This window comes from uncultured Methanobrevibacter sp. (assembly GCF_905235195.1).
Taxonomy (GTDB): Archaea; Methanobacteriota; Methanobacteria; order Methanobacteriales; family Methanobacteriaceae; genus Methanarmilla.
Map to the genome: position 1 here is coordinate 1 of NZ_CAJOKH010000078.1, position 5,064 is coordinate 5,064.

Below are 5,064 nucleotides of genomic sequence, written 5' to 3' on the forward strand. Positions count from 1 at the left end.
ATAATTAGATTTTAAGAAAGTTTTATTTAATAATTAGATTTTAAGAAAGTTTTATTTAATAATTAGATTTTAAGAAAGTTTTATTTAATAATTAGATTTAGATTAATTAAGTAAATTATAATTTATTTATTAAAACAATTTTTAGTTTTATAATTTTAAGGATGTGTATTTAATGGAAACACAAAGAATATTAGTTACTGGTGGAGCAGGATTTATAGGAACCAATCTTGTTAAGGAACTTAGATCTAGAGGACATGAAGTCTTATCTGTTGATTTATTACATCATGAAGATGAAGCAGACTTGTATGCAGATCAATATTCTGATTATGTAAGGGGAGACGTTAGAAATTATCGTCAAATTGAAAGGATTTTTGAGGATAATGATAAATTTGATTATGTTTACCATTTGGCAGCTGAATATGGTCGTTGGAATGGTGAAGCTTACTATGAAAACTTATGGGAGACTAATGTTATTGGTCTTAAAAATATGATTAGACTTCAGGAAAAGTTAAAATTTAGAATGATTTCATTTTCAAGCTGTGAAGTTTATGGTGATTATAAAGGTGTAATTACAGAAGATTTAATGGAAACATATCCAATTAATCAAACTTATCAGATGAATGATTATGCTATTAGTAAATGGGCTGGAGAATTAATGTGTATAAATTCAGCTGAAATGTTTGAAACAGAAACAGTAAGGGTTAGACCATTAAATTGTTATGGTCCTCATGAGGCATATTCTCCATATAAAGGGTTTATACCAATATTTATCTATAAAGCATTACATGATCAACCATATTCTGTACATATGGGTCATAAAAGAATTATTGATTATGTGGAAGATACTGCAAATACATTTGCAAATATTGTAGATAATTTCATTCCTGGCGAAGCTTATAATGTAGGTAGTAAACCAGAATGGGAAAAAGAAATAAAAGACTATTCTGATATTGTTCTTAAAGCTTGTGGTAAAGATGATTCTCTAGTTGAATACACTCCTCCTGAACCATTTACAACTAAGGTTAAAACTGTGGATTGTTCTAAAGCTATTCGTGATTTAAAACATAATCCTAAGGTTTCACCTGAAGAAGGTATCAAAAGAACCGTAGAATGGATGAAAGAATATTATAGGATTGAATAATTTTTATTAATCATAGTTTTAATATTTTTAAATAAATTTAATCTATATTTTTTTATTATTCTCTTTTATTTATGGTGTTTTAATGGTTAAAATAATTGCTTTAATACCTGCTTATGATGAAGAAGTTGCAATAGGTTCTGTAATTCTTAGAACATTACAATATGTTGATGACGTATTGATTGTTGATGATGGAAGTAGTGATGCTACAAGTAAAATTGCCGAGTTAGCTGGTGCAAAAGTCATTACGCATCCTACAAACTTTGGAAAAGGTGAAGGTTTAAAATCTGGCTTTCAATATATTGGTGAAGATTATGATATTATTATTACAATTGATGGAGATGGTCAGCATAATCCTGATGAAATTCCTAAATTGCTTAAACCTATTATTGATGGGGAATCAGATTTAGTTAATGGTAGTAGATATATGAATGGTCCTGAGGAAAATACTCCTGCATATAGGCGAGTTGGCCAACAGGTTTTAGATAAAGCAACTAATATTTCAGCAGGCATTAGTATCACTGACTCACAAAGTGGTTTTAGGGCATTTTCATCTAAAATTAATCCTTGTTTTAGATTTAAAGATACAGGATTTGGTATTGAAAGTGAAATGCTAGTTGATGCAGCTGAAAATGGTTTTAGAATTAGTGAAGTTCCAATCACAGTTCGATATGATGTTGATGGTTCAACAAAAGATCCTGTAACTCATGGTGTTGGAGTTTTATTAACAATTTTAAAGGATAAAGTTGTTAGAACTGTTAAAAAATAATTAGATATTTTCTAATTTATTTTTATCTTTTTTTTAAGATGATAATTATTATTAAGGAGCTTTTTTTATATTTTAATTATTTGCTTAAAGATTTAAAAGCTATAATAATTAATTAATCAATAGCTTTAATTTATTTAGTCATTAAATCCATTATTGTAAATGGTTCTCCTTCTTTTTTTTCTTGTGGAGATTTAGCACCTGGCATTCCAGGTATACCATTTTTAATTAAATCCTGTTTCTGTCTATCTTTCATATTTTGGAATATTAATTTATATGCTTGACATTGAGGGTCTACTGCTTTTGGACTTTGTGCTGCTACTATCCCATTATATGGACAACCACCATTACAGTGTTTAATGAATCTGCATCTTTTACAGTCTTCTTTTACAAAATCATTAAATTCATTTAATAGTTTATATGCATTAGATGATTCTAAATCTTCTACTGTAGGTTTGTCTTTTACATTTCCCATTATATACTCATCCATTCCTACAAATCTGTAACAAGGGTATATGTTACCGTCATGACCTACTGCTAGTGTGTCTCCTACACAGTTATTAAATGCACATAATGTTCCTCTTCTTATAAAACTACTTTTGGCCATATGGTCAAAATCCATTATTTGGAATTTATCTAAATCATATAAGTATTTATCTAAAAGTTCTATCATTAAATTCCCATAATCTTTCTGATTTAATGCCCATGGATCTGCATTTTCTCCTCTTAGTGATGGTAATGCTGAGTGGATTTTAACAGTTGCTTTTAAATCTTTAAAATAGTCATATATTTCAGTGGAATAGTCTTTTGAGTATGAGGTAAATGTACAAACATAACTTACGTGTAATCCTTTATCTTCTGCAAGGTGTACACTTGTCATTGTTTTATCATAGTAACCTTCACCTCTTTGATAATCGGTAATTTCTTTAGGTCCATCTATACTGGTTGATAAAATTACATTATTTTCTACTAGAAGGTCTGCTATTTCATCATTAAGTAGCCATAAATTTGATTGCATTGAGTAACCACTGTGATTTGGAAGGGTGTTTAATATTTTAAATGCATCTTTATAAAAATCATATCCTGGAAGTAATGGTTCTCCACCATGAAATGTAAAGTGTACAGAATCACTATTTCTAAAATCTTCTAACCATTCTTTAATATTTTCAACTATACTTATATCCATTATTTCAGCTTGTTTATCTGAGCCCCAACAGTATTTACACATACCAGGACATCTTAATGTTGGAATTATCATCACATGAAATGGCATTTTATCACACTATACTTTTAATAAATTATTATTATAATTATCATATTGCTTTTAATAATATCTATATCATTATTTTATAAAATTTATTTCTAATTTAATTATTATTATCTTAAAGAATTAGAATTATATATTTTTTTTATTATTATTTCATAAAATCTATTATATCCTTAATAAAGTATAATTGAATTGTTATTTCTATTTAATCATATAAATTATTCTTTAATATGTTTTAATTTTTTTTATTTAATTTTATTTTTATACAATGTTAATTTACATATATGAAAATGTTTTTAAAGGTAAAAATATAATGTCATTATGCTTTTCAATAAACTCAGTAGTGTTAGATATTATAATTCCATATTCACAACCAAATCGATTAATTGCACTTTTTATTTGTTTTTTATCCTTTTTTCCCCGTTCTACTTCAATAGGAATTATTTTATCAAATCCTTTTTGAACTATAAAATCGACATTTTTTTTATCATTACTATCATAATATAAAGAAAAGGGTTCCTTTAAGATATTTGATAAGTTATTTAAGTTACAAGCAACCAGATTTTCAAATAGTGTTCCTTCATGTTCTGTCTGTGAAACGGAAGTTCCATATTCATTTGCCAACACATTTCTTAAACTACTGGTTGCAAAATAATATTTCCAGGATTTTTTTATTCTTTTTGAGGATTCTCCATAAGGTTCACAATGAAATATTATTTGGGTTTTTTCTAAAATATCTAATATATTTTTAACATTCGCTGCATTTTTTAATATATTCTTCTCTTTCGCTCATTATTTGGCCCCCCAGTTATATAATGAATAGTATATATTATTATATAAATACTTACTCATAAAAGTGAGTGGTGGTTTATATAATAGGTACTCATAAATGTGAGTGGTGGTTTATATAATAGGTACTCATAAATGTGAGTGGTGGTTTATATAATAGGTACACATTTTAATGATTGAGTTAAGGATGTAATTTTAAAAGGAGATTTAATAATTATAATTTATAGTATAATCTACATTAATTTAATTAATTAATTAATAAAATAGAATAATTAAAATAGATAGTGGATAAAAAACAGTTAATGGATATAAATTAATTAATTTTATTTAAATAAAATGAGTACAAATTTTATTAAAAAATTAAATATTAAAATTTAATATATTTTTTTATTTAATTCTTTAACATACTTGCTTTTTGGATCTTCTGTGTGGTCCTCTGCACCTTCAAATTCATATCCACATTCACTACATTTAAAATATGCAGTTTCAGCATGAGCACTTTGAGTGTCTATAAATTTACGACGTACAGTTTTATCTGTAGATCCACATTTAGGACATTCTTTAATTATATCTTCTACTTTCATTATATCACCTTAAATTACAATCTTAATATGTTAATATTTTTTTATCTAATTTTTATTATTATTAATAATTTATAAAAAAGTATAATAAAATTTAGTATTATTATGCTGATTATTTATTAATTTTTTTTTCAAATTCTTATTTTTTTATAACACTTATATTTTTAAAGAATTTAATAAATGTGTTTGCGAAGTTATTTTTATATAATAATTATTATCTTAATTATTTAATAAATTTATTTCAAAAATTATTTTAAATATAATTAAAATTTTAAATACATATTTTTATTAGCTTAATGCTAATTGTTTTAAAACAGATACTGGGTATTAAATAATCTGATTATCTTCAAATATTGTAATTAGTACATTATTTATAATTTAATCAAAATAAAGTAGTTTGTTTACTGTTTTTTTTATTTTTAACGGGTGTCCGCCAAAATGCAATTTTTGAATTTTGGGTCAAAATTTTTTCACATGAAATTTAATATTTTTTAAAAATACTTACTAATTTTTAATTAAAGTA

The 5,064-nt window shown here is 25.3% G+C and carries 5 protein-coding genes; 2 read left to right on the forward strand and 3 right to left on the reverse strand.

Going from position 1 to position 5,064, the window contains the following annotated elements:
* Positions 1-172: 172 nt before the first annotated feature.
* Both QZ146_RS08270 and QZ146_RS08275 read left to right on the forward strand, forming a co-directional pair.
* Positions 173-1,141 carry an NAD(P)-dependent oxidoreductase gene (locus tag QZ146_RS08270; RefSeq protein ID WP_295723478.1) on the forward strand — a complete coding sequence of 323 codons (969 nt, stop codon included), beginning with the start codon at positions 173-175 and terminating at the stop codon, positions 1,139-1,141.
* An 82-nt stretch (positions 1,142-1,223) separates the two neighbouring features.
* Positions 1,224-1,907 (forward strand): glycosyltransferase family 2 protein, encoded by a 684-nt coding sequence (locus QZ146_RS08275; RefSeq protein WP_295723481.1) that lies wholly within the window; start codon positions 1,224-1,226, stop codon positions 1,905-1,907.
* A 130-nt stretch (positions 1,908-2,037) separates the two neighbouring features.
* Here QZ146_RS08275 and QZ146_RS08280 read toward each other — a convergent pair whose 3' ends face one another.
* The 3 genes from QZ146_RS08280 to QZ146_RS08290 all read right to left on the reverse strand — a co-directional run bounded on the left by QZ146_RS08280 (position 2,038) and on the right by QZ146_RS08290 (position 4,544).
* A complete protein-coding gene (locus QZ146_RS08280) occupies positions 2,038-3,177 on the reverse strand; it encodes a TIGR04083 family peptide-modifying radical SAM enzyme (RefSeq protein ID WP_295723485.1) in 1,140 nt (379 codons plus the stop codon).
* Positions 3,178-3,447: 270 nt separating this feature from the next.
* Positions 3,448-3,945: a DUF4143 domain-containing protein gene (locus QZ146_RS08285; protein WP_295723491.1), complete on the reverse strand. Its 498-nt coding sequence runs from the start codon at positions 3,943-3,945 to the stop codon at positions 3,448-3,450.
* A 389-nt stretch (positions 3,946-4,334) separates the two neighbouring features.
* Entirely contained in the window at positions 4,335-4,544 is a 210-nt protein-coding gene (locus QZ146_RS08290) for a TIGR04165 family Cys-rich peptide (RefSeq protein ID WP_295723488.1), read from the reverse strand.
* Positions 4,545-5,064 lie beyond the last annotated feature (520 nt).